This is a genomic window from Microbacterium sp. Root322 (assembly GCF_001425645.1).
Taxonomy (GTDB): Bacteria; Actinomycetota; Actinomycetes; order Actinomycetales; family Microbacteriaceae; genus Microbacterium; species Microbacterium maritypicum.
This window is the reverse complement of the sequence record NZ_LMCS01000002.1, coordinates 1,062,760-1,083,763: the sequence shown is the minus strand read 5'-3', so window position 1 is coordinate 1,083,763 and position 21,004 is coordinate 1,062,760. Positions and strand designations below refer to the sequence as shown.

At 69.1% G+C, this 21,004-nt stretch carries 23 protein-coding genes; 19 read left to right on the top strand and 4 right to left on the bottom strand.

The window, feature by feature from the left end; translation table 11 throughout:
• The first annotated feature begins 115 nt into the window (after nucleotides 1-115).
• The 9 genes from ASC55_RS10100 to ASC55_RS10060 all read left to right on the top strand — a co-directional run bounded on the left by ASC55_RS10100 (nucleotide 116) and on the right by ASC55_RS10060 (nucleotide 10,588).
• Nucleotides 116-1,171, top strand: a complete 1,056-nt coding sequence (locus ASC55_RS10100) for an NAD(P)-dependent alcohol dehydrogenase (protein WP_055874982.1) — start codon at nucleotides 116-118, stop codon at nucleotides 1,169-1,171.
• The gene (locus ASC55_RS10095; protein ID WP_055874979.1) at nucleotides 1,168-2,667 is read left to right on the top strand and encodes a sugar ABC transporter ATP-binding protein; all 1,500 of its coding nucleotides are present in this window, start codon (nucleotides 1,168-1,170) and stop codon (nucleotides 2,665-2,667) included. Before ASC55_RS10100 ends, ASC55_RS10095 begins: the two co-directional genes overlap by 4 nt.
• On the top strand, nucleotides 2,664-3,701 hold the full coding sequence (locus ASC55_RS10090) for an ABC transporter permease (RefSeq protein WP_051056562.1): 1,038 nt from the start codon (nucleotides 2,664-2,666) through the stop codon (nucleotides 3,699-3,701). Before ASC55_RS10095 ends, ASC55_RS10090 begins: the two co-directional genes overlap by 4 nt.
• A 51-nt stretch (nucleotides 3,702-3,752) precedes the next feature.
• Nucleotides 3,753-4,760 carry a sugar ABC transporter substrate-binding protein gene (locus ASC55_RS10085; protein ID WP_055874977.1) on the top strand — a complete coding sequence of 336 codons (1,008 nt, stop codon included), beginning with the start codon at nucleotides 3,753-3,755 and terminating at the stop codon, nucleotides 4,758-4,760.
• A gap of 94 nt (nucleotides 4,761-4,854) precedes the next feature.
• Nucleotides 4,855-5,469, top strand: a complete 615-nt coding sequence (locus ASC55_RS10080) for a nucleoside/nucleotide kinase family protein (RefSeq protein ID WP_055874974.1) — start codon at nucleotides 4,855-4,857, stop codon at nucleotides 5,467-5,469.
• Entirely contained in the window at nucleotides 5,466-6,233 is a 768-nt protein-coding gene (locus ASC55_RS10075; protein WP_055874971.1) for an SDR family NAD(P)-dependent oxidoreductase, read from the top strand. The genes ASC55_RS10080 and ASC55_RS10075 overlap by 4 nt, the downstream gene beginning before the upstream one ends.
• Before the next feature lie 137 nt (nucleotides 6,234-6,370).
• Nucleotides 6,371-6,958, top strand: coding sequence for a cysteine hydrolase family protein (locus tag ASC55_RS10070; protein WP_055874968.1), 588 nt, complete (start codon nucleotides 6,371-6,373; stop codon nucleotides 6,956-6,958).
• 156 nt (nucleotides 6,959-7,114) lie between these two features.
• On the top strand, nucleotides 7,115-8,440 hold the full coding sequence (locus ASC55_RS10065) for an RNA polymerase sigma factor (RefSeq protein WP_055874963.1): 1,326 nt from the start codon (nucleotides 7,115-7,117) through the stop codon (nucleotides 8,438-8,440).
• 162 nt (nucleotides 8,441-8,602) lie between these two features.
• The gene (locus tag ASC55_RS10060) at nucleotides 8,603-10,588 is read left to right on the top strand and encodes an RCC1 domain-containing protein (RefSeq protein ID WP_082524293.1); all 1,986 of its coding nucleotides are present in this window, start codon (nucleotides 8,603-8,605) and stop codon (nucleotides 10,586-10,588) included.
• Between the two features lie 181 nt (nucleotides 10,589-10,769).
• On the opposite strand, the gene ASC55_RS10055 is transcribed toward ASC55_RS10060, so the two are convergent.
• On the bottom strand, nucleotides 10,770-10,985 hold the full coding sequence (locus ASC55_RS10055; RefSeq protein WP_017829710.1) for a hypothetical protein: 216 nt from the start codon (nucleotides 10,983-10,985) through the stop codon (nucleotides 10,770-10,772).
• Nucleotides 10,972-12,357, bottom strand: a complete 1,386-nt coding sequence (locus ASC55_RS10050) for an APC family permease (protein ID WP_055874957.1) — start codon at nucleotides 12,355-12,357, stop codon at nucleotides 10,972-10,974. The genes ASC55_RS10055 and ASC55_RS10050 overlap by 14 nt, the downstream gene beginning before the upstream one ends.
• A gap of 253 nt (nucleotides 12,358-12,610) precedes the next feature.
• Between ASC55_RS10050 and ASC55_RS10045 the strand changes: the two genes are divergently transcribed.
• Nucleotides 12,611-13,261, top strand: a complete 651-nt coding sequence (locus ASC55_RS10045; protein ID WP_017829708.1) for an MIP/aquaporin family protein — start codon at nucleotides 12,611-12,613, stop codon at nucleotides 13,259-13,261.
• A gap of 64 nt (nucleotides 13,262-13,325) precedes the next feature.
• Here ASC55_RS10045 and ASC55_RS10040 read toward each other — a convergent pair whose 3' ends face one another.
• Entirely contained in the window at nucleotides 13,326-14,528 is a 1,203-nt protein-coding gene (locus ASC55_RS10040) for an MFS transporter (RefSeq protein WP_055874954.1), read from the bottom strand.
• 115 nt (nucleotides 14,529-14,643) lie between these two features.
• Here ASC55_RS10040 and ASC55_RS10035 point away from each other — a divergent pair, with 115 nt between their 5' ends.
• From ASC55_RS10035 to ASC55_RS09995, 9 genes are all read left to right on the top strand, one after another.
• A complete protein-coding gene (locus tag ASC55_RS10035; protein ID WP_055866426.1) occupies nucleotides 14,644-15,105 on the top strand; it encodes a MarR family winged helix-turn-helix transcriptional regulator in 462 nt (153 codons plus the stop codon).
• A 24-nt stretch (nucleotides 15,106-15,129) separates the two neighbouring features.
• Complete coding sequence (locus tag ASC55_RS10030) at nucleotides 15,130-15,939, top strand: sugar nucleotide-binding protein (RefSeq protein ID WP_055874950.1); 810 nt, start codon at nucleotides 15,130-15,132, stop codon at nucleotides 15,937-15,939.
• A 36-nt stretch (nucleotides 15,940-15,975) separates the two neighbouring features.
• Nucleotides 15,976-16,611: a DUF1684 domain-containing protein gene (locus ASC55_RS10025; RefSeq protein ID WP_055874947.1), complete on the top strand. Its 636-nt coding sequence runs from the start codon at nucleotides 15,976-15,978 to the stop codon at nucleotides 16,609-16,611.
• Nucleotides 16,612-16,763: 152 nt separating this feature from the next.
• Complete coding sequence (locus ASC55_RS10020; protein WP_055866421.1) at nucleotides 16,764-17,279, top strand: Asp23/Gls24 family envelope stress response protein; 516 nt, start codon at nucleotides 16,764-16,766, stop codon at nucleotides 17,277-17,279.
• A complete protein-coding gene (locus tag ASC55_RS10015; RefSeq protein WP_017829702.1) occupies nucleotides 17,276-17,464 on the top strand; it encodes a DUF2273 domain-containing protein in 189 nt (62 codons plus the stop codon). The genes ASC55_RS10020 and ASC55_RS10015 overlap by 4 nt, the downstream gene beginning before the upstream one ends.
• Nucleotides 17,464-17,859 (top strand): hypothetical protein, encoded by a 396-nt coding sequence (locus ASC55_RS10010; RefSeq protein WP_017829701.1) that lies wholly within the window; start codon nucleotides 17,464-17,466, stop codon nucleotides 17,857-17,859. Before ASC55_RS10015 ends, ASC55_RS10010 begins: the two co-directional genes overlap by 1 nt.
• Complete coding sequence (locus ASC55_RS10005; RefSeq protein ID WP_017829700.1) at nucleotides 17,856-18,440, top strand: DUF6286 domain-containing protein; 585 nt, start codon at nucleotides 17,856-17,858, stop codon at nucleotides 18,438-18,440. Before ASC55_RS10010 ends, ASC55_RS10005 begins: the two co-directional genes overlap by 4 nt.
• On the top strand, nucleotides 18,437-19,051 hold the full coding sequence (locus ASC55_RS10000) for a hypothetical protein (protein ID WP_055866412.1): 615 nt from the start codon (nucleotides 18,437-18,439) through the stop codon (nucleotides 19,049-19,051). The genes ASC55_RS10005 and ASC55_RS10000 overlap by 4 nt, the downstream gene beginning before the upstream one ends.
• 38 nt (nucleotides 19,052-19,089) lie before the next feature.
• Entirely contained in the window at nucleotides 19,090-19,293 is a 204-nt protein-coding gene (locus ASC55_RS09995) for a hypothetical protein (RefSeq protein WP_017829698.1), read from the top strand.
• Between the two features lie 16 nt (nucleotides 19,294-19,309).
• Here ASC55_RS09995 and ASC55_RS09990 read toward each other — a convergent pair whose 3' ends face one another.
• A complete protein-coding gene (locus tag ASC55_RS09990) occupies nucleotides 19,310-20,866 on the bottom strand; it encodes a serine hydrolase domain-containing protein (protein ID WP_055874943.1) in 1,557 nt (518 codons plus the stop codon).
• Between the last annotated feature and the right edge of the window lie 138 nt (nucleotides 20,867-21,004).

Sequence of the window (21,004 nt, the reverse complement as noted above, 5' to 3'; positions counted from 1 at the left end):
CCCCGGATCGACACGCGTCGCCCGGGCAGGCTCGTCGCCGGATACCCGAACGGCTCCGGGCGCAGAAGCCCGAAGCCCCGCACCACCCCGTTCTCACAGGAGAGAGAGGTTTCTCATGACTGAGATTCCGTCGACGATGACCGCCAGCGTGCTGCGAGGGGTGAAGGACCTGGTGCTGGAAGAGCGCCCCGTCCCGGTGCCCGCCGCTGACGAGGTGCTGGTGGAGGTCGCGAGCGTCGGCGTCTGCGGCTCCGATGTGCACTACTACGAGCACGGCCGCATCGGTCCGTACGTGGTCGACGCCCCGCTGATCCTCGGTCACGAGGTGAGCGGTCGCATCGTCGCCGTCGGTGCTGACGTCGACCCGTCGCGCATCGGACGACGTGTGGCCATCGAGCCCCAGCGGCCCTGCCGTCGCTGCGACTTCTGCCGAGCCGGCGACTACAACCTGTGCCCGCAGATGGAGTTCTACGCGACGCCGCCGATCGACGGAGCGTTCTGCGACTACGTCATCATCCAGGACGACTTCGCGTATGACGTGCCCGACTCGATCAGCGATCACGCGGCAGCGCTCATGGAGCCGCTGTCGGTCGGCATCGCAGCCGCGCAGAAGGGCGGCATCAAGGTGGGGGACACCGTGCTGATCGCCGGCGGCGGACCGATTGGCATCATCGCCGCTCAGGTGGCCAAAGCGTTCGGCGCCGTCGACGTGGTGGTCGCCGACATCAACCCGGCCCGCCGGGAGCTCGCCGCATCGTACGGTGCCCGCGTCGTCGACCCGGCGGCACAGTCGACCGTCGACCTCGCGGCAAACGTCTTCATCGATGCCTCCGGTGCCACGCCCGCGATCGTCAACGGCATCCGCTCCACCCGTGCCGGCGGCACCGTGGTCCTGGTCGGCAGCGCCGACGAGTTCCCGCTCTCGGTGCCCGACGTGGCGATGCGCGAGCTGAACGTCACCGGCATCTTCCGCTACACCGGCACCTGGCCGATCGCCCGGGCCCTGCTGGAATCCGGCCAGGTCGTGCTCGACTCGCTCGTCACGCACGTGTACGGCATCGAGCAGGTCGAGGAGGCGCTGTCCGGCGAAGGATCGGTCGACTCTCTCAAGCGGATCGTCCTGCCGCGCGTGCGTCGTGTCGACGAGCCAGAGGTCAGGGCGGCGTCATGATCGACGCGCTGCTGTCCGTCCAGGGGATCTCGAAGTCGTTCCCCGGTGTGAAGGCCCTCGACGACGTGTCGTTCGATGTGCGCCCCGGCACCGTGCACGCTCTCTGCGGCGAGAACGGCGCCGGCAAGTCGACCCTGATGAAGATCATCAACGGGATCTACCAGCCCGACACCGGCACCATCCGGGTGCGCGGCGAGGAGGTGCGGATCAAGAACCCGATCGACGCCCGCGCCCGCGGCATCGCGATGATCTCGCAGGAGCTCAACTACGTGCCGGGCATGACCATCGCGGAGAGCTTCTTCCTCGGTCGCCTGCCCATGAAGCTCGGCAAGATCGACTGGAAGTTCATCCGCAGCGAGGCGCGTCGCATCCTCGCAGCGGAAGGGCTGGACTTCTCGATCAACCGCCGACTCGGCACGCTCACCGTCTCGGAGATCCAGACCCTCGAGATCCTCCGCGCGGTCTACCACAGCGCCGACGTGCTGATCATGGACGAGCCCACCTCGGCGATCGCCCACAAGGAGGTCGAGTCGTTGTTCGCGAAGATCCGCGATCTGCGCGCACAGGGCAAGTCGATCATCTACATCTCGCACAAGATGGACGAGGTGTTCGAGCTCGCGGACGACGTCAGCGTGCTCCGCGACGGCACCGTCGTGAGCTCGCAGCCCACCGCCGAGATCAGCTCCAGCCAGATCATCGCGCAGATGGTCGGTCGTGACCTCGACCACCAGGCCTACCCCAAGGAGCAGGTCGAGATCGGTGACACGGTCTTCCGTGCCACCGGGCTGTCGTCCGCGCACATGTTCGAGGACATCGACCTGAACATCCGCGCGGGCGAGATCGTCGGGCTCGCCGGACTCATCGGCGCCGGTCGCAGCGAGGTCATCCGCGCGGTGTTCGGACTCGACAAGCTCGATGCGGGCGAGATCGAGATCGACACGGCCACCGTGAAGATCAAGAACCCGACGCAGGCGATCAAAGCCGGTGTCGCGATGCTCTCCGAGGACCGGCGCCTGGTCGGCATCGTGCCGCAGCTCAGCATCATGAAGAACGCCACGCTGGCGAGCATGCGCAAGGTGATCCACGGCGGCTTCGCCCGGCGCCGGGAGGAGGAGAAGCTCGTCACCGAGTACTTCGACAAGATGAACGTCAAGGCGCCCAGCCTGCAGACGCGCATCGCGAACCTCAGCGGCGGCAACCAGCAGAAGGTCCTCCTCGCCCGCTGGCTGATCTCCGACCCGAAGATCCTCCTCCTCGACGAGCCCACCCGCGGCATCGACGTCGGAGCGAAGTTCGAGATCTACAAGATCATGACCGAGCTGGCCAAGCAGGGCCGCGGCATCCTCATGATCTCGTCCGAGCTGCCCGAGCTCATCGGGATGTGCGACCGCATCTACGTGATGTCGGCCGGACGCCTCACCGCGGAGCTGACACCCGATCAGTTCTCGCAGGAAACCATCCTCACGTACGCCATGAATGAAATCGAGGTGGCATGAAAATGCTCTCCAACCTGAAGAGACTCGAGGTGAGCCGCTTCTCGATCTACATCATCCTGTTGATCGTCATCGTCGCGGCGAGCCTGCTGAGCCCGAACTTCCTGAGCTCGGACAACCTGTTCAACGTGCTTCGGCAGGTGTCGGTCATCACCATCCTCGCGTTCGGCGCGATGACGCTCATCATCGGCGGGATGATCGACCTCTCCGCCGGCGCCGTGATGGCGTTCGCGGGTGTGGTGTCGGTCATGGTCTACAAGTCGAGCGGCAACCTGCTGCTCGCGATCCTCGCCGGCATCGCGATCGGCATGATCTGCAACCTCGTCAACGCCTTCCTCGTCGCGACGCTGAAGACCCCGGCGTTCATCGTCACCCTCGGCATGATGCTCATGGCCCGCGGCGCGGTGCTCGAGCTCACGCAGGGTCAGAACGTGCTCCAGCTCGGTGACTTCGTCCTGATCGGACAGGGCAACCTCGGCTGGCTGCCGATCCCGGTGCTGGTGCTCATCGGCGTGACGATCGTGATCTGGTACCTGATGAACCAGACCAGGTACGGCCGCTCGGTGTACGCGGTCGGCGGCAACGAGGAGGCGGCGCGGGCCGCCGGGATCTCGGTCGCGCGTGTGAAATACCAGGCGTTCCTCGTCAACGGCGCCCTGGTCGGCATCGCCGGCGTGATCTTCATGTCGCGCGTCAACGCCGGTCTGCCCAACGCCGGCGTCGGCTACGAGCTGCAGGCGATCACCGCGCCGATCATCGGTGGCACGAGCTTCTCCGGAGGCGTCGGCACCGTGATGGGAACACTCGCGGGTGCGCTCATCGTCGGCATCCTCGGCAACATCATGAACCTCATCGGGATCGGCTCGTACATCCAGCAGATCGTGATGGGCGCGATCATCGTGATCGCCGTCGCCTACGACGTCTTCAGCAAGCGCGGCAAGGCGAAGACCACGATCCTCAAGTCCGACGCGAAGGGCGATCCCTTCCCCGTCCGGGCCTCCTCGACCGATCCGGGAGGCGGTCGGGTGAAAGCCTGACCCTCCCCTTTCCGCAACGCTTCACCCACCCAACGAAAACAGGAGAAGACAATGAAGAGTCTTACCCGCAGGATCATCGCCCTCGGCGCCGCAGCCGCTGCAGCGATCAGCCTCGCCGGCTGCGCCGTCACCACCGGAAACCCGACCGGAGGCGGCGGCGGTGCCACCGAGGACAAGGACGAGTACCGCGTCGCGTACATCGCCCGAGCCCAGGCCGACTCGTTCGCCGCCTGGCTCGCCAACGAGATGAAGGCGGAGGCCGGCAACTACGACGACATCACCCTCGAGGTGTTCGACGGCCAGGCCGACGACGAGATCGAGAACAAGATGATCGAGAACGCGATCGCCAACAAGTTCGACGCGATCATCATCCAGGCGAACAACGCCGACGCCCAGCTGCCCTACATCCAGCAGGCGATCGACGCGGGCATCGTGACCATCACCACCAACCCGCGCGTGGAGGGACTCACCGGCGGCAACTCGGTCGACGCCGACCCGTACAAGCAGGGCGCCGTCGTCGCGCAGCTCGCGCTGGACGAGATTCCGGAGAACGCGAACGTGGTCGTGCTCAACGGCCCCGCCGGCAACTTCCACAGCACCGCACGCCGCGAAGCGTGGGAGGCGGAGTTCTTCGAGAAGCGTCCCGACGTGAAGATCGTCGCGGAGGACATCGCGAACTGGAACAAGGATGAGGCCATGACGCTCATGGAGGACTGGTCGCTGGCCAACCCCGACGTCGACGCGATCATCTCGATGAACGACAACATGGCGTCGGGTGCGCTCGAGGCTGTGAAGGGCAAGGGCGGCTTCGACGGCATCCTCGCCTACGGCGTCGACGGCACCCCCGAGGCCGTGCTCCTGATCGAGGCCGGCACGATGACCGCGACCTCGCTCCAGAACGCCCGCGAACTGGCCCAGCTCAACCTGAAGGCCGTGCACGACCTGCTCACGGGCGCGGAGGACGAGGTGAACGTCGACATCGGCAACCCGCTGATCACGAAGGACAACGTCCAGGAGTACATCGACCTGTACAAGGAAGCCGGACTCCTCGACAAGTGACGTCGCCCGAGCGGTGACACCGACGTCGGGGGAGCGGGCGCCCGCCCGTTCCCCCGACGTCTGCCCGCACACCTCCTGGAAGGCAGATCCCGCGATGCTCGTTCTTGCTCTCGCCGACGCCCGTGATCGCGCGCGCCGGCTCGCCCAGGATGGGCGTCCCTTCCTGCTGGGGATCGTCGGGCCGCCCGGCGCCGGCAAGTCCACCCTCGCCGAGGCACTCGGCGAACCCGCGTTCCCCATGGACGGGTTCCACTACGCCAACGAGCACCTGGATCGGCTCGGCCTGCGCGACCGGAAGGGGGCGCCGGCGACGTTCGACGTCGACGGCTTCGCCGCCCAGCTCGGTCGCCTGCGGGCGGGGCGCGACGTGGTGGCGCCTCGCTTCGACCGCGAGATCGATGCCGCCGTCGCGGGTGCCCTGTCCCTCTCCGCCGCCGACCGCCTGATCGTCGTCGAGGGCAATTACCTGCTCCACGACGCCGATGGGTGGGAGCGGATCCGCCCACTGCTCGACGAGGTCTGGTACATCGACGTGCCGGAGGATCTCCGGCTGCGCCGGCTCGTCGCCCGCCACGAGTCGTTCGGCCGCACGCACGACGACGCCGTGCGGTGGGCCTCCGACGTCGACGGCCCCAACGCCGTCCTCATCCGCGCCACCCGCCACCGGGCCGACGCCATCATCACCCTGACCGAAGGAGAAGACGCATGAGCGTCATGGAAGCATTCGCCCTCACCGACCGCACGGCACTCGTGACCGGTGCCACCCGAGGGCTGGGTCGCGAGTTCGCGCGGGCCCTCGCCGAAGCCGGAGCCGACATCGTCGTGCACGGCCGTGACGAGGAGGCGGCCAAGGAGGTCGCCGCCGAGATCGAGGCGCGCGGACGCCGCGCGTGGATCGTGCTCGGGGACCTCACCGATCGCGCCTCGGTCGACCGCATCGCCGCCGAGGCCATCGGTGCGGCCGGGCACCTCGACATCCTCATCAACAACGCCGGCGCGTGCATCCACCGTCCCGCGCTCGAGGTGACGGACGACGAGTGGTCGCACGTCATCGACACCAACCTCACGGCGCTGTGGCGCATGTCGCAGGCGGTCGGCGGACACATGGTCGCACGCGGCTCAGGCTCGATCGTCAACGTCGGCTCCATCTCGGCGCAGATCGTCAACCGGCCGCAGTTCCAGCCGGCGTACAACGCGTCCAAAGCCGCCGTGCACCACCTCACCAAGTCGCTCGCGGCGGAGTGGGCGCCGTCCGGCGTCCGCGTGAACGCCGTGGCCCCCGGGTACATCAAGACCGACATGTCGCCGGTCGACGAGCCCAAGTACCGTCGCTTCTGGATCGAGGACTCCGCGCAGCAGCGTTATGCGACGCCGGACGAGGTGAGCCCCTCGATCGTGTTCCTCGCCTCGGACGCCGCGAGCTTCATGTCGGGCACCGTGCTGGTCGTCGACGGCGGCTACACGCTGTTCTGAGCGGCACGGCGGACGCCGCCGGGGATGAATCCTCGGTGGCGTCCGCTCCTCCCGTCCGGCCCGTCTGTCCGGATCCCTGCGGTCGTCGGCAGTGTGCGGTCTTGTCCGCGTCCGCGAGGGGCGGGCACGATGAGCGCATGACCTCTTCTTCCGACACCGCCCTGCTCGTCATCGATGCGCAGGAGTCCTTCCGCCGGCGTGCCGACGACTGGGCGACCACGGCGAATCCTGCTGTGATCGACAACATCGCGCTCCTCGTCGCCCACGCGCGAGAGGTCGGCGACCCGGTCGTGTGGATCACGCACTCCGAGCCGGGGAGCGGGGGTGTGTTCGACCCCGCATCGGGCTTCGTGCGTGTGATCGAGGACCTCGATCCGCGCGAATCCGAAGCAGCCCTCACCAAGACGACGGTCAACTCGTTCGGCTCGACGGACCTCCATGACAGGTTGCAGGGGGCGGGGGTGCGTCGCGTCGTGATCTGCGGCATCCGCACCGAGCAGTGCTGCGAGACGACGGCCCGCGTCGCCGCCGACCTCGGCTACGAGGTGGAGTTCGTCACCGATGCGACCACGACCTCGGCGATCCCGGCGCACGGCGGGCTGGCCGCCGTGTCGGGGGAGGACATCATGCGCCGTACGGAGAGCATCCTGGCGGCCCGGGGATTCGCGACCATCGCGAGCACGAGCGAACGGATCGGAGCGGTCCGGGCGCCCGGTCTCCCCTAGAAGTGCCGCCCGGATTCCCCACGACGTCGTCGCCCACCGACAGATTCCGTCGCGATGCTCGTTGTCCGGAAGGGGGCGTTCCCGCGGGGAGATGCGCGGCGTGCCATCGCGTAATCTCATCAGTAGCGGAGGGGGGCGCACTCAGGGGAGTGGGCAATGGGCGAAGCAACGGACCAGGTCGATCGGCGTGTCGTCGATGATCGACGGGCCCGAGAGGCGAACGCGGGGGACCGTGGTGCGGCCGGGGAGTACCTCGCCGAGAATCTCCCGTACCTGTTGTCGATAGCGCGACGGATCTCCAACGGCGTGCTCGATCCCGACGACCTCGCCGCGGACGCCATCGCCGCCCTCCTCGCGCTGTGGGCCGAGGGCAGGGGACCGACCTCGAACCCCAACGCCTATCTCTCGCGAGCGATGAGGAACCGTCTGATCGACGAGTACCGTTCACCGCGCTCCCGCGTCGGTGGCATCCTCGATGCCGATGAGGAGCTCCAGCCGCACTTCGACTCGACCAGGCGCACCGATCTTCACCGCGAGTACGCGTATGTCGCCGCCGCTCTGCAGTCCCTCCCGCCGGATCAGCAGCTGGTGCTGAAAGCCGTCGTCGTCGATGGGCGCAAGCCGGGAGACCTCGAGGGAGAACTGGCGCGGCGGGCGCCGGCGATCTCGTCCCTGCTGCGGCGCGCCAAGCTCAGCCTGCGCCGGGCGACGCTGCGGGTGGTCCTCGAAGAAGACGCGCCAGCGGACTGCCGTCGCGCCGCCGGCGACCTCCCGGAGTCGGTCGCGGTGCAGATGGAGGATGTCCCTGGATCGCGCGGCATGGCGCACATCCGCACGTGCGATCGGTGCAGGGCCGCCTGGGGCCGGTTCGGCGCCCTCACCTCCGCGCTCGGCACGGTCGCGCTCCTCGTCGCCGGAAGCGTGCTCAGCCCGTCCGGCTCTGCCGAGGCCGATGATCGTCCGCGGGGGACGCCGACCGCGACACCGTCGGTGGCCCGATGGCTCCCCGGCGCGCGACGGATCTCCCTGGTGCCGCAGATCATGGCGATCGTCTCGGTCGTGGTGGGGGTGCTCCTGATCGCGCTGGCTCTTCCTGCGGTGCAGAACCTCCTCTCGGGAGGGCCGGTCGGCGGGCTCCAACTCGCCGTCGCCTCACGAGCGCTTCCGGCCGAGCGTGCCGAGATCGACGTGGACCTGCGGCTGGCAGACACCGAGGACGTCGTGGTCGAGCTCCTTCTTCGGCCCGGACTGAGCGTTGTGAGCACTCCCGAGGCGTGGGACTGCTCGCCCTCCTCGACGGGTGCCATCTGCCGGGGGGATGCGACCTCCCGCGTCACCTTCGCCCTCGTCGACTCCCGCCCTGATGAGGCCGGCGGATACCGGCTCCTGCTGGCCGGGCATCGCGGGGACCGCGCGGTCAGCGGTGTCGCCGAGGGGCAGGTGCGTTCCGAGACGCAGACCGTCACGGCGACGGTCGGCTGACACCGACAGATTCCTTCGGCTCGCTCGTTTGTACCTCCGAGGGGTCACGCCGGCTGGCGTGCCTGCGAATTCGCACTGTCCGCGTAATGGAAAGCGCCCGAACGGAGTCTCTCCTTCCGGGTGTGTCGCGGGGACAACGCCCGAAGATGCTGGGGGTCAGCAATGTCTACTGGGAACACACACGTCCGTCGTCGCGTGGCAGGTGCCGTGGTCATCGGCGTCGCCGCGGCTCTCGCGGTTCCGACCGCGGGGTGGGCCGCGCCCACACCCGACTCCGGCCCTGTGGCCGGAGGAACCACGGTTCTCATCGAATGCTCGGACGTCTCGCCGATCGAGATGTTCGCCGCAGGCGGGATGAACGCCATGATCGTCACGAAGGAGGAGAAGGTCCTCACCTGGGGCGCGTGGCAGTACGGATCCAACGGGAACGGCGGGGGATCAGGGCCCGGGCAGATCTCGCAGGGGGCTATCCCCGCGGATGCCGACATCGTCGACGCCGACTACGACCAGTACGCCGGCTACGTGGTCGCCGCCGACGGTGCGATCTACGCCTGGGGCATGAACTCCTCCGGCCAGCTCGGCATCGGCGGTTTCAACCCGCAGGAATCGGCGACGCCCGTGAAGGTGAACCAGGGGCAGATCCCGGCGGGAGTGAAGCCGCTCTCGATCGCCGCCGGCTCGGGGCGTGCCGCCGTGCTCGCCGACAACGGCTGGGTGTACAGCTGGGGCGAGCCGTCGAACGGAGAGGGCACGAACAACTGGCGTCCCGAGCCCGTCGCGCTCGCGCAGGGGCAGATCCCCGCAGGTGTCACCATCACCCAGCTCGCCAACGGCAACGGCAACACCTACGCGCTCGGCAGCGACGGCTGGATCTACTCCTGGGGTGGCAGCTTCATGGGCGGCAACGGCGATGGCAACGTCGGTGGAGCCGACCGGCTCGCACCGGTGCGGATCGCACAGGGGGCGGTTCCCGCCGGCGTCACGTTCACCCAGGTCGCTGCCGGCTCGTATGTGGGCTACGGGCTCGGCACCGACGGAAAGATCTACTCCTGGGGGTACAACGGCAACGGCCGCCTCGGCATCGGTGACACCGGTGTGACCGCCGTCGGAGCCCCCGTGCTCGTCTCCGCGGGCGACATGCCCGCAGGCCTCAGCATCAAGAAGATCGTCGCGAGCGAGTTCCACGTTCTCGTGCTCGCCGACGACGGGACCATGTACAGCTGGGGCTACAACCCCGACGGTCAGCTCGGCATCATCTCCGTCGTCGACGCGGCGGCGCCCGTCAAGGTCGACACCAGCGACATCCCCGCCGGTGTCATCGCCACGGATGTCGAGATCGGGCTGCAGGCGTCGTTCGCGCTGGGTTCGGACGGTCGTCTCTACAGCTGGGGAGGGATGCGTCCGACCTGGGGCAGCATCTCCGGTCCCGCACAGCTCGGCAGCTACGCGAGCGAGGGGCGGATGCGGCCGGGCCTCGCGCTCAGCTTCGGGGTGACCGAGGTCACCTTCGACGGCATCCCCGGCACCGACCTCGACGCGTCGGGGTGCCCGATCAGCGTCGTGACCCCGCCGCACGTTCACGGTCCCGTCGACGTCGTCGTCCGCACGGGCCTGATCGCGGGGACCACCGCCACGCCGTATCAGTCCGCGACGACCTACCCCGGCGGGTTCACGTACCTCGAGCCGCCGGTCATCGTCACCTCCTCCCTCCCGGACGGGACGGTCGGGACCACCTACACCGCGACGGTCGAGGCGACGGGACCGGGGCCGATCACGCTCGCGGTCACCACGGGCTCGCTGCCCCCGGGACTCGCCCTGGATCCGGCCACGGGGGCGCTCACCGGCACCCCGACGACCGCGGGCACCTACACGTTCACGGTGACGGCGACGAATCAGTACGGGACCGACACCCAGGAGTACGTGGTCGTGATCCGCGAGCGGACGGTGATCCCGACGACCGATCCGATCGATCCGACCGACCCGACCGACCCGGCTCGCGGCGGGGGAAGCACGTCCGGCGGCAGCGCCTCGCTCGCCGTCACCGGCGGCACTGCGGCGTTCGCGGCGTACGCGGCCGGGGCCGGAGCGCTCCTGATCGTCGTCGGCAGCGGCTATCTGCTGTTCACCAGGAGCCGTCGACGGGTGTGACGCGTCGGCGCTGCACGCGCCGACAGATTCCGCCCGGACACCCGTTGTTCTAGATGAGTCCTCCCCGGGCTCGGTGACACCTCCCCGTCACCTGGTGCACAGCACCTCCCCAACAGGGGCGGCACACCCCCACGTGCCGCCCCTACCTCCTTCGGGCTCGTCCTGAGCCCGACCGGATGTGTCAGCCCTCGGGATCGGCCTCGGGCATTCCCGGGCCGGGTCCCGGACGCACAGGCGCCTCCGGGGCGATGTCGATGCGGGTGTTCCCGTCGTGCTCACTGACCTCGATGCGGGGCGCGGCGTCGGCCTCGGTGGCCTCCGGCGCCGCCGTCAGCTGGTCGTGTCGCTTCTGTGCGCTCGTCATCTCTTCGTCGGATGCGTGCTCAGGCGTGCTCATGGTTCTCCTTCGGGTTGCCGACGGGTTCGCCGCCGGAGGTCTCGTTCCTCTTCTCGGCGTGCTTCCTGCCCCAGAGCGCCAGCAGGTAGAGCACACCGCCGACGGCGAGCAGGATCCCACCGAAGAGCCAGACGGCCGGACGCTGCTGGGTCAGCAGCAGGATGCAGGACCCGATGCCGAGCACGGGGACGAAGGTCCACACGCGGAAGTGATCGTTCTCGACGCGGTCCCGACGCAGCACCAGCACGGACACGTTGACGCTGAGGAAGACGACCAGAAGCAGCAGCACGACGGTCTCGGCGAGCGTTGCCAGATCCCCGACGAGGGTCAGGCCCATCGCCACGAGGGTGGTGGTGAGGATCGCGACCCAGGGAGTCCGCCTCTTCGGGAGCACGCGGCCGAGGGTGGCGGGCAGGAGGTTCTGCTCGGCCATGCCGTAGGTCAGGCGGCTGACCATGATCATCGTCAGCAGTGCGCCGTTGGCGACGGCGACGAGCGCGATGAGGCTGAACAGCCAGGAGGGGATGCTGACGCCGGTGGCCTCCACGACGGCGAGCAGGGGTCCGCTCGACTCCTGCAGTGCTGCGGGCGGGAGCGCGATCGCGCTCGCCAACCCGACCAGCACGTAGACCGCTCCGGCGGTGAACAGTGCGCCGAAGAGGGCGCGGGGGTACGTGCGGCGCGGATCCTTCACCTCTTCGATCATGTTCGCGGAGGTCTCGAACCCGACGAACGAGTAGTAGGCGATGACGGCGCCCGACAGCACCGCGATCGCAGCATTCGTGCCCTCCGGCACCTCGGTGACACGGGAGAGGTCACCGCCACCGCCGCCGACGAAGATCGCGACCACGGCGACGACGATGACGAGGCCGCTGAGCTCGATCGCCGTCATCACGAGATTGGCTCCCATGGACTCCCGGATGCCGCGGGCGTTCAGTAGGCCGACGAGGGCGAGGAACGCGATGGCGACCGGGATCGTCGGCAGGTCGAGGAACGTGCCCAGGTAGTCGCCCGCGAACGCGATGGCCAGTCCGGCCGCGCTCGTGACGCCCGCCGCGAGCATGCTGAATCCGACCAGGAACGACACCAGCGGGCTGTGGAAGGCGCGCTCGGCGAAGACCGCTGCTCCACCGGCGCGAGGGTATTTGGTGACGAGCTCGGCATACGAGCCCGCGGTGAGCATCGCGAGAAGCAGTGCCAGGAGCAGGGGTGCCCACAGCATCCCGCCGACCTTCTCGGAGAGCACGCCCATCAGCGCGTAGATGCCGGCGCCCAGCACGTCTCCCAGGATGAAGGCGAACAGGAGAGGCCCGGTGATCGCCCTCCGCAGCCGGGTCGAGGTCTCGGCGGCGGGCGCGGTCTCGGTCGTCATCCTCGAAAGCTACGGGGGAGAGGCGAGAGCGGCCACGGGGTTGACATCCCGACGCCGTGGCCTCCTCGCCGACCGACCGCCCGCCGATCGGCGCCCGTCTTCAGGCTCAGCGAATTCACAGAAAGCCCGCGCGGCTCCCGGAATTCCGCGGGATCCGGCGATAGCGTCAGTGCCGCAAGAGGCTCGGTCGACCGGAGTATGCGGGCAGGACGGGCTTCCTCTCTCTCGAATCTCCGATACAAAGGGCACTCTCATGACCGGTACGGCACGCAAGGCGCTCGCAGAGGCGCTCGCCACCTTCCTCTTCGTCCTCGCGATCATCGCGGCAGTGAACAGTGGCAGCCCGCTGACTCCGCTCGCGATCGGCTTCACCCTGATGGTGCTCGTGTTCTCGACGGGCCACATCTCGGGTGCACACCTCAACCCGGCCGTCTCGGTCGGCGTGTTCCTGCGCGGCGGCCTCAGCGTCGCCGACTTCATCTCCTACCTCATCGCCCAGTTCGTCGGTGGCGCACTGGCCGCGCTCGTCAGCATGTCCGTGTGGCCCGTCGGCGAGAAGGCCATGATCGTCGAGGTCGGCCCTGCGTTCCTCGTCGAGGCGCTCTTCACGCTGATCCTCGTGTGGGTCGTGCTCAACACCGCCACGTCGAAGGACACCGCGGGCAACTCGTTCTACGGTCTCGCTATCGGTGCGACCGTGTTCGTGGGCGCGGCGACCGTCGGCTCGATCTCGGGTGGCGGCTTCAACCCGGCCGTCGCGCTCGGCCTCTCGGTCAGCGGTCACTTCGCCTGGAGCTCGCTGTGGCTCTACCTCGTCGCCCCCGTCGTCGGAGCCGTGATCGCGGCGATCCTGTTCCGGGTGCTCAACACGGACGACGCCAAGAAGATCGCCGCAGCGGAGTAGTCCTCCGCATGCCCGAAGCGCCGCATCCTCCTCGGAGGGTGCGGCGCTTCTGCGTGCGGAAGCGTCAGCCGACCGGCACCGATGCGGTGGGGGTCGGCTCCGCATCCCGGGCATCCGCGGCGCGGACTCTGGCGCGGGCCGCGGCGACGACCATCACGACGAGTGCGACGCCGGTGAGGATCGCCCCCATCCAGATCGGCGAGGTGTAGCCGAGACCGGCGGAGATGCCGACTCCGCCCGCCCAGGCGCCGAGCGCGTTGCCGATGTTGAACGCCCCGATGTTCGCACCGGAGGCGAGGGTGGGTGCGCCGCCCGCGTACTGCATGACGCGGCTCTGCAGACCCGGGACCGTGCCGAAGCCGAAGCCGCCCATGAGGAACAGGGCGACGATCGTGGCCACGCCCGACTGCGCCGATGCGGCGAAGAGCACGAGGACGATCACGAGAGCGGCGATGAAGATGACCAGGGTGCGGTCGATCGCGCGATCGGCGAGGCGTCCGCCCAGCCAGTTGCCGAGCACGAGGCCGGCGCCGAACAGCACGAGCAGCCACGGCACGGCGGAGGTGGCGAAGCCGCTCACCTCGGTGAGCGTGTAGGCGATGTAGGTGAAGGCGCCGAACATCCCGCCGAACGCGAGGATCGTGACGACGAGCGAGAACCACACCTGTCCGGAGCGGAAGGCGGCGAGCTCACCGCGGAGGCTCACCTGGGCGGTGGGGCGAGGAAGGCGCGGGACGAGGAGGGCGATGCCGAGGAAGGCCAGCACGCCGATGCCGGAGATCGCCCAGAAGGTCGAGCGCCAGCCCAGCTCCTGACCGAGGAAGGTGCCGAACGGCACACCGAAGACGTTCGCGGCGGTGAGGCCGGTGAACATGATCGCGATCGCGCCGGCCTTCTTCTCCGGGGCGACGAGGCCGGCGGCGACGACCGACCCGATGCCGAAGAACGCACCATGGCAGAGGGCGGCGATGATGCGGCCGAGCATCGCGACGCCGTAGTCGTCGGCGAGAGCGGTGAGGGCGTTGCCGATGATGAACAGCACGATGAGCCCGAGCAGCACGGGCTTCTTGGGCAGCCGGGTGGCCGCGGCGGTGAGCACGAGTGCGCCGACCACCACAGCCAGCGCGTAGCCGGAGATGAGCCAGCCGGCTGCCGACTCGGTGACGCCGAAGTCGTGGGCGACTTCGGGCAGCAGGCCCATGATGACGAACTCGGTGAGTCCGATGCCGAACGCCCCGATGGCGAGGGCGATCAGTCCTGGAGGCATGACGATTCTCCTGATAGATTGGTGGGGATACTTGCAGACGCCGCATATTGCGCATCGAACGTTAATGATTGCACACGCAAGTATCTGGCGCAAGCAACTATCTCGGAGGATGGCCATGGGTATCGGTGACGACGCGGTCGAGGTGCGTGCGCAGGGCTGGCGGACGCTCGCCGCCCTGCACGGCCTGATCGAGACCGCGCTCGAGCGCAGCCTGGGAGAGGCGGCATCGCTCTCGGTCGTCGAGTACACCGTGCTCGACGCGCTCGACAGGCAGGACGGATGGCACATGCGGATGCAGCAGCTCGCGCGTGCGGCGGCCCTGAGCCCCAGCGCCACGACCCGCCTGGTCAACCGCCTCGAGGACCGCGGTCTCCTCACACGCATCCTGTGTGCCGATGACCGTCGCGGCATCTACACCGAGCTCACTCCCGCAGGTCGCGAGCTCTACGAACAAGCGCGACCGATCCATGACGCCGCCCTCGAGCGGGTGCTCGAAGACGCGGCGGCGCAGCCGGAACTGGCCCCCGTCGTCGAGGCACTGCACGGTGTCGCTCTGCCCGCGCTCGCCGCAGGCTGATCCCGACAGATCGACGGCTCCGCGATGACCACCCCCTCCCGCACGCTCCTCGTCGGCTCCGGCAAGATCGCCGCCCGCCTCGCACCGCTGATCCTCGAGCACGGCGAGGTGCTCGCGCTGCGCAGGAGCGACGCCGAGCCGCCGGCCGGCGTGACCGGGATCCGCGCCGACCTCGCGGCGCCGCTCGCCTCGCGACTTCCCGCGGTCGACGCGATGGTCGTCACGCTTCCGCCCGGCGAGGGCGTGTCGGCCTACCGCACGGCGTTGACGCATCTCGCCGAGGCTCTGCCCGCGATCCCGGCCCGCACCGTGTTCGTGTCGTCGACCGGGGTGTTCGACGGTCCAGGGGCCGCGCGGCCGATCACCGAGCAGGACGATCCGGAACCGACGAGCGCGCGCTCGCGAGGACTGCGCGACGGCGAGCGGGCGGCCGTCGAGATCTTCGATGCGGTCGTCGTGAGGCCGGCCGGCATCTACGGACCCGGCCGCGACTTCCTGCTGCGGAAGGTGCGCGAAGGCGCGGCGGTCGAACACGCGCGGCGCACGAACCGCATCCACGAGACCGACCTGGTGCGCACCCTCGAACTGCTGCTGCGGACGCCCGCCCCTCCACGGCTCGTGCACGCCGTCGACGAGAGCCCGGCACCGCTGGGAGAGGTCGTCGGGTTCATCGCGCGCGAGCTCGGTGTCGATGTGCCTCCCGACATCGACTCTGCGGACCCGGGCGGCTTCGTGTACGACGGGTCGTTGCTGCGGTCGCTGCTCGGCACCCTCGAGTATCCGACCTATCGCGAGGGATACGCCGAGATGATCGCGGGCCCCACCGCGAGCTGAGGCGCCGTCGTCGGCAGCGCCGCGTAGCCTGGGGCCATGACGAGCACAGCTGCGCGCACCGCCATGGAGGTCGTCGACTGGCGGCGTCGGGTCTTCGCCCTGTACGACGCCGTGCGGATCGCGGACTCCCCGGAGGAGGCGCACGAACTCTGGCGGATCGAGCGGGACGATCTGATGCTCCACCACCCGGCCACTCCGTTGCTGCTCGAGGACAGGGCGCTGTTCGAGGGGCTCCCGATCGCCTCGTACGACCCGCAGTGGCGCTTCGAACTGCCGATGCTCCCCGCAGATCCCGGCGGCTTCGAGTTCGCGACCGGCACCGACGGCATCGTCCCGTTCGAGCGGATCGGCCGTGTGGAGATCCCGGATGCCGGATCGCTCGACGTCTGGCGGCTGGCCTCCTACGGCGGCGGTCTCTTCATCCCGGTGCGTGATGCGCTGGCCGGCCACCCCGGCGGAACCTACGGCGGCGGACGCTACCTGATCGACACGGTCAAGGGCGCCGACCTCGGATCCGACGCCCGGCGCGGCACGATCGTGCTCGACTTCAACTTCGCCTACAACCCCTCGTGCGCCTACGACCCGGCGTGGGCCTGCCCACTCGCGCAACCGGGGAACGTGCTCACGACCGCCGTCCCGGTCGGGGAGATGTACGGGGTCGGGAGCGCCTGAGCGCCTGGTCTTCCGGGCTCCCGCACGGATCCGGAACGACTTTGTGACGAATCGACGTGCGCGCACGTCCTATCTCCGAGCGAGCGTTTCGCTCCCGGCGGGAGTCTCACACGGGACCCGCGACCGGTCTTCAGATCGAGATGGGACACCTCATGGCAAACCAGGACCAGAACACCCCCGCTCCGGCCGAGAAGGAGCTCGCTCAGGCTGCTCCGAAGGCTGCCGGCGCCTCCGCGTCGCGCGTCGACCGGTCGAGCGGATTCTCCGCTTCGCGCGTCCCCGCCGACGAGAACGCCGCGGGTAAGACGACCATCGCCGACGGCGTGGTGGCCAAGGTCGCCGGCATCGCCGCGCGTGAGGTCCCCGGCGTCTACGCGCTCGGCGGCGGCGGAGCCCGCGCCTTCGGCGCCATCCGCGACGTCATCAACGCCACCGACCTCGCTCAGGGCGTCAAGGTCGAGGTCGGCGACACGCAGGCCGCAGCTGACCTGACCATCGTCGTCGAGTACCCGGCACCCATCCAGGACGTCGCGAACAACGTCCGTGCTGCTGTCGCCGGTGCGATCAGCCGCCTGGTCGGCCTCGAGGTCGTCGAGGTCAACGTCGAGGTCAACGACGTGCACGTGCCCGGCGACGACAGCGACGACGAGGAGTCGCGCGTCTCATGAGCGCCACAACGGTCGGCGCCCTGATCGGCGCTCTGCTGGCCCTCGCCGCCCTGCTGTTCGGGTTCTGGGGGTTCCTCCTCATGGCCGTGTTCGCGGGCATCGGGGCGCTCGTGGGCCGAATCGCCTCCGGCAAGCTCGACGTCCGCGGTCTCGCAGACGTCTTCACCGGGCGGCGCACCTCCTGATGCGTGCCGACCAGCACATCGCCGGCGGCGACGCTCTCTCGGGAGTCGCCGCCGGCGGGGCCGCCCTCCGCGGTCGCGTCGAGGTGAAGGAGCGTGTCTATCGCACGGTCACCGAGAAGGCGTCCGCGACGTTGATCGGGGTGCCTCGCAGCGACGTGAAGGTCGATGTCGCGGAGCACCCCCGGGGGATCACGGTGCGCATCGCCGCGCCTCTTCCCGTCCCCCGACTGGATGACACGGCCGCGATCGCTCAGACCGTGCCTGTTCTCGAGCGGGCGCGGGATCTGCAGGAGCAGTTGCAGCAGCACCTGAGCACGATCCTCGGACGCAACGTCATCCGCATCAACCTCACCGTCACCGGTGCCACCATCCCGGAAAGGAGACGAGTGCAATGAGCACCCCGGTTCTGCGCCGCGTCATCCGGCGCGAGACGCACTCGCCGCGGACCGTCGCGATGTTCGTCGCGGTGGTCCTGCTGATCCTGGCCCTCGCATACATCGGGCTCGAGATCGTGTTGAGCCTCGCCGCGCAGCCCGCGCTCCTGATCGGTCCCGCCGCAGCCGGAGGGTGGCTCATCGGGCTTCCCACCGCGCAGCCCGCCGGGCTCGTGATCGCCGGCAGCGTCGTCCTCGCCCTCATCGGCGTGATCTTCATCGTGCTGGCCATCACCCCGGGGCGGCTCTCGAAGCACGTCCTGGACGGGGGTGGACGGGCCGTGGTCGTGGACAACGGTGTGATCGCCAGCGCGCTGGCCCAGCACCTCGCAGAGGAGACCGGCCTCGCCCGCGACAGCATCACCGTCGGCGTCGGTCATCGCACCGTCGACGTGACCGTGCGCCCCGGCATCGGCATCCCGCTCGACAAGGCCGACGTGGCCTCGGCCGCCGAGGCGGAGCTGCAGACCTACCGGCTGGCCCACCGGGTCCGCACCCGGGTGCGCATCGAGCGACCCGCCGAGAAGGAGGACGAACTGTGAACAACACCAATCGTGCGTTGAATCGCACCCTGCTCCTGATCATCGGGGTGCTGTTCCTCGGGCTCGGCGCCCTCGGCATCGCCATCATGAGCTGGCCGACGGCGTCGGACATCTGGGCCGCAGGTGGCGAGGACGCGCAGTCCTGGCTCGACCAGGCGATCGCCGCGACCGCGATCGCCGGTGGCGGCCTGTCATGGATCGGCATCGGCGCTGTCGTGGCGATCGTGGTCGTCATCGTCCTGCTGATCCTCGCGCTCACGAGCATCGCGGGTCGCCGCTCGAAGACCGTGCTCCGCTCGACGGGAGCACAGAACCCTCTGGGCCGCGTGACCGTCAACGAATCGTTCGTCTCGGATGCGGTGAAGAACTCCCTCACCACTCGGGACGAGGTCCTCTCGGCGCAGGTCACGGCCAACGACGTGCGCCGCCGTCCGGTGCTGCACGTGTCGGTCACCCCGCGGCAGAACACCGATCCGCGCGAGCTCGTCGACCATGTCGACCGACTGCTCGCCAACCTCGCGGTCCTGACCGGCCGCGACACCGAGACGTTCGTCTCGGTCCACACGAGCCTTCGGGCCCGCCTCGCGCACGACCAGCGTCGACTCTCCTGAGCGCGCGGGTCGCCCCACCTCCGCAGAAAGCAGGCATCATGCGCAACAAGATCCTCCTCGTCGTCGGCGTCGCCTTCGTCGCGTACGTCCTCGGCAGCCGGTCAGCGACCGTGCAGATCAACAAGGGCGAGTCGGTGAGGCATCAGCTGGTGCGGATGTGGAACGACCCGAAGGCCAGGAAGCAGCGCCACAAGGCCGCCGAGAAGGCGGCCAAGAAGGCGCGCAAGGCACTTCGCGGCTGACCGAGGCGCCGTCGCCTCAGACGACGTGCGTGTTCGGCAGCGGGCTCACCGTCGGGCGGGCGTAGGTGCGACGTCGGGCGGAGACGTCGGTGGGCCGGGCCGCGCGCGGCACGCCGCGGTCGACCGCGATCACCTCGAACTCCTGGATCTGCGCTGGCCGCACCGGGGTGAGGTGGATCATGCAGATCAGCTCGCCCCGCTCGGCGGGGATCGACCACGTGATGTCGGCCGGAGTCGCCGAGGAGACGATCTCCGGTGCTCCGGCATCCTGGCGCAGCGGACCCACCTGGGCGATGAGCTCGTCGATCGAGGCGCGGCGCTGAGGAAGCGGACGATCGAAGTCGATGTTGTCGGCGAAGATCTCGGCGACCGCATCGTCATCCCAGGAGCGGACCAGCGCGTCTGCTGCCGCCATCAGTCGCCGCGTCTCCGGCCACGGCCGCACGGTCCGGGCGGGGGTGTCGTGCATGGCGAGGGCGCGGAACAGCGCATCCTCCGACAGAGCCACGGGGTTGCCCCGGTGGCTGTTGGTGAGCACGACGACACCGGTACCGGAATCGGCGTGCCACACCATGTTCAGGATGAACCCGGGAAGACCGCCGCTGTGGGTGACGATCCGGCCGCGGTGCAGGTCTTCACGCACGAAGAGGCCGAGCGCGTAGCCGCCCGTGACGAACTTCCAGGTGCCATCGGGTCGCGCCTGGAGGGAGGGGGTGTCGACCTGATGAATGCGCTGCAGCTCGCGCCGTGAGGCCCGGCTGACGACCGCGTCGCCATCGTCCGCACTGGCCGTGGCTGGTCGGGTGGCCGCGGCGAGGAAGCGCACCCAGACGCTCAGGTCGGTGATCGTCGACTGCATGCCTCCTGCCGCGGCCATGGCGTCGGACACGGCCGGAGGGAACCCCGCCCATTCGCCCTCGGTGTTCAGCGAGTAGCCGACCGCCCGGAGAGTGCCGCCCTCCGGGGCACGGTTGTCGAACCACGTGCTGTTCATCCCGAGCGGCCGCAGGATCTCGTCGGTGACCCAGTCCTCCACGCGCCGACCGACGGCCTTGCCCACCGCGAGCCCCGCCATCGTGAAGCCGATGTTCGAGTACTCGAAGGCGCTGCCGGGATGGTTGCTGTAGTTGAAGCCCGGTCGGATCCGCTCGACGAGCTCCGCTTCGGACAGGCCCAGGAACGGGTCGACCCACGAGTTGTCCTCGGTGAGACCGCCGCCCATGCTGAGCAGCTGCCGCAGGGTCGGGACGACAGCCGGCTCATCGCCCACGGTGCCGTGCCACTGCGGATAGAAGTCGGTGATGGGGGCGTCAAGGTCGAGGAGTCCGCGGTCCCGGGCGAGCAGCGCGCCGAGCGCTACGAAGCTCTTGGTCATCGACGCGATCGGGAAGACCGTGTCGGCGTCGGGGGCGTTACCCTGGTCGTCGGCGGTCCCGAACCCCCGGGTGTGCTCGAGGCCGTCGGCCCCGACGAGTCCGTACACGAGCCCCGGCGACTGGCCCGCCGCCGTGTACTGGCCGAAGAAGGCATCGAGCTGATCGATGAGCGGCACCACGAGGGTTTCGCTGGACATGGAGACTCCCTTGTTCTGGGGTGGCAGGAACGCCGGTTCGTCTCCAGCCTGTCGTGCCCGGCGCACGAAGTCATGTCCGCGGGAACCGAGTGTCGCGACCGGATGTGTGCGGGGTCACGAAGGCGGCTGCGCGCTGTG

Coding starts and splice junctions, on each gene's coding strand:
- ASC55_RS10100 (WP_055874982.1), top strand. CDS start 116: ATGACTGAGATTCCGTCGACGATGACCGCCAGCGTGCTGCGAGGGGTG.
- ASC55_RS10095 (WP_055874979.1), top strand. CDS start 1,168: ATGATCGACGCGCTGCTGTCCGTCCAGGGGATCTCGAAGTCGTTCCCC.
- ASC55_RS10090 (WP_051056562.1), top strand. CDS start 2,664: ATGAAAATGCTCTCCAACCTGAAGAGACTCGAGGTGAGCCGCTTCTCG.
- ASC55_RS10085 (WP_055874977.1), top strand. CDS start 3,753: ATGAAGAGTCTTACCCGCAGGATCATCGCCCTCGGCGCCGCAGCCGCT.
- ASC55_RS10080 (WP_055874974.1), top strand. CDS start 4,855: ATGCTCGTTCTTGCTCTCGCCGACGCCCGTGATCGCGCGCGCCGGCTC.
- ASC55_RS10075 (WP_055874971.1), top strand. CDS start 5,466: ATGAGCGTCATGGAAGCATTCGCCCTCACCGACCGCACGGCACTCGTG.
- ASC55_RS10070 (WP_055874968.1), top strand. CDS start 6,371: ATGACCTCTTCTTCCGACACCGCCCTGCTCGTCATCGATGCGCAGGAG.
- ASC55_RS10065 (WP_055874963.1), top strand. CDS start 7,115: ATGGGCGAAGCAACGGACCAGGTCGATCGGCGTGTCGTCGATGATCGA.
- ASC55_RS10060 (WP_082524293.1), top strand. CDS start 8,603: ATGTCTACTGGGAACACACACGTCCGTCGTCGCGTGGCAGGTGCCGTG.
- ASC55_RS10055 (WP_017829710.1), bottom strand. CDS start 10,985: ATGAGCACGCCTGAGCACGCATCCGACGAAGAGATGACGAGCGCACAG.
- ASC55_RS10050 (WP_055874957.1), bottom strand. CDS start 12,357: ATGACGACCGAGACCGCGCCCGCCGCCGAGACCTCGACCCGGCTGCGG.
- ASC55_RS10045 (WP_017829708.1), top strand. CDS start 12,611: ATGACCGGTACGGCACGCAAGGCGCTCGCAGAGGCGCTCGCCACCTTC.
- ASC55_RS10040 (WP_055874954.1), bottom strand. CDS start 14,528: ATGCCTCCAGGACTGATCGCCCTCGCCATCGGGGCGTTCGGCATCGGA.
- ASC55_RS10035 (WP_055866426.1), top strand. CDS start 14,644: ATGGGTATCGGTGACGACGCGGTCGAGGTGCGTGCGCAGGGCTGGCGG.
- ASC55_RS10030 (WP_055874950.1), top strand. CDS start 15,130: ATGACCACCCCCTCCCGCACGCTCCTCGTCGGCTCCGGCAAGATCGCC.
- ASC55_RS10025 (WP_055874947.1), top strand. CDS start 15,976: ATGACGAGCACAGCTGCGCGCACCGCCATGGAGGTCGTCGACTGGCGG.
- ASC55_RS10020 (WP_055866421.1), top strand. CDS start 16,764: ATGGCAAACCAGGACCAGAACACCCCCGCTCCGGCCGAGAAGGAGCTC.
- ASC55_RS10015 (WP_017829702.1), top strand. CDS start 17,276: ATGAGCGCCACAACGGTCGGCGCCCTGATCGGCGCTCTGCTGGCCCTC.
- ASC55_RS10010 (WP_017829701.1), top strand. CDS start 17,464: ATGCGTGCCGACCAGCACATCGCCGGCGGCGACGCTCTCTCGGGAGTC.
- ASC55_RS10005 (WP_017829700.1), top strand. CDS start 17,856: ATGAGCACCCCGGTTCTGCGCCGCGTCATCCGGCGCGAGACGCACTCG.
- ASC55_RS09995 (WP_017829698.1), top strand. CDS start 19,090: ATGCGCAACAAGATCCTCCTCGTCGTCGGCGTCGCCTTCGTCGCGTAC.
- ASC55_RS09990 (WP_055874943.1), bottom strand. CDS start 20,866: ATGTCCAGCGAAACCCTCGTGGTGCCGCTCATCGATCAGCTCGATGCC.